1 protein-coding gene is annotated in these 1,463 nt (G+C 65.9%); it reads right to left on the bottom strand.

Features of this window, described 5'->3' with window-relative positions:
- A partial coding sequence (locus IVA82_RS01260) for an IS1380 family transposase (protein WP_247388940.1) occupies positions 1-1,369 on the bottom strand: 1,369 nt, incomplete at its 3' end.
- Between the last annotated feature and the right edge of the window lie 94 nt (positions 1,370-1,463).

Below are 1,463 nucleotides of genomic sequence, written 5' to 3'. Positions count from 1 at the left end.
CATCAGCCAGGCGGCGCGCGGCGTGACCCCAGTGTTCGGCGGCTGGGCAGGCCGAGGCCATGGCGATCTTGATGCGGCGCACGGAGATGCGCACCAGCGCCCCGATCTTGAGGAACTTGAGGCGGATGGTGCCGCAGGTGGCGTTGGCAAATACGGTGTCGGAGAGAGCGATGCGCCGCATCGCACAGATCAGCACATAGGCCATCGCGGCGAACCACAGCCGCAGCTGGTTGGCCCGCATGGTCTGGGCCGAAGTGCGGTCGGCGTAGAGATCGAGCTGGCATTCCTTGATCCGGTTCTCCATGTCGCCGCGGGCGCAGTAAATGTCCTCATAGAGCTGACGTGCGCCCGCCTCGGCTCGCTTGAGCGAGGTGACGACGAAGCGCGGATTGGCCTCGCCTTGCGTCCACTCCGCCTTGGCGACGACGCGGCGCTCCCGGCTCCAGCTATCGAGCGTACGCCACGTGAAGTCCTTGAAGCGGCGCGCCGGGCGGCCGGTCTGCTCGGCCGCGGCTTTCGCCGCGGCAAGCTCCTCCTCGATCATGGCGACCAGGCGGGCGTTACGGGCGAGCCCGAACAGGTAGTCCACGCGGTTCTGCTCGCACCACGCCATCAGCGCCTCGCGCGCAAAGCCACTGTCGGCTCGCAGCAGGATGCGCACAAACGGCCAGCGGGCGCGGATTTGCCGGACGATCCGCGCAACCTCCTCGACGCTGCCCGCACTGGCGTCGATGTCGGAGCGGCGCAGCTTGGCCGCCAACAGGTGCCGGCCGCAGAACACGTACAGCGGCAGATAGCAGTAGCAGTCGTAATAGCCGTGGAAGAAGCGACCCTCCTGATGCCCGTGCAGCGGATCGTCGGTGGCGTCCAGATCGAGGATGATCTGCTCCGGCGGCCGCTCGTGCGCCTCCAGGAACAGCGTCACCGGCAACGCCTCGATCGTCGCCGCGTCGTACGCGATCCTGTGATAGCGCGAAGGTTCGTTTTGGCTCAGCTCCAGCCGGTTCAGCGTCGACTTGCCGGCCACCGGCGCGCAGTCCCCGCGCCGAGCTTGAAGCTTGCTCGCCAGCACCGCCATCAGCGGATCGTGCCGCAGTTCGTCGTGGTCGTTGAGATCTTCATAGCCGAGCGCGATGCCAAACACCCGCTGCCCGATCAGCGTCCCGACCGCATGCTCGATCAGGTCCTGCCGGCGATGATCGCGAAAGCAATCCGCAAAGCGCCCCACCAGATCGATTGCCCGATCCGTCGCACCCAGAAGCAGCGCTCCGGCATCCGACGTCACCAGCCCGCCATCAAAGGCCGCTTCCACAGCCCGGCCTTCCACCACTCCAAAATCAAATCGTTCTGCGCTACACTCTGTCGGCATCGGGGCGCTCCCTGGATCAGAGAAAAGTCGTTGCGGCACAACAACTTTCGCTGATTCGCGCCCCGGTGCGCTTCAACACTGTGAGAAATGCGAG

The organism is Bradyrhizobium sp. 142, assembly GCF_023074015.1.
Classification (GTDB): Bacteria; Pseudomonadota; Alphaproteobacteria; order Rhizobiales; family Xanthobacteraceae; genus Bradyrhizobium.
Note: the sequence above shows the minus strand (reverse complement) of the source record. Positions and strands in the feature narration are given on the sequence as shown.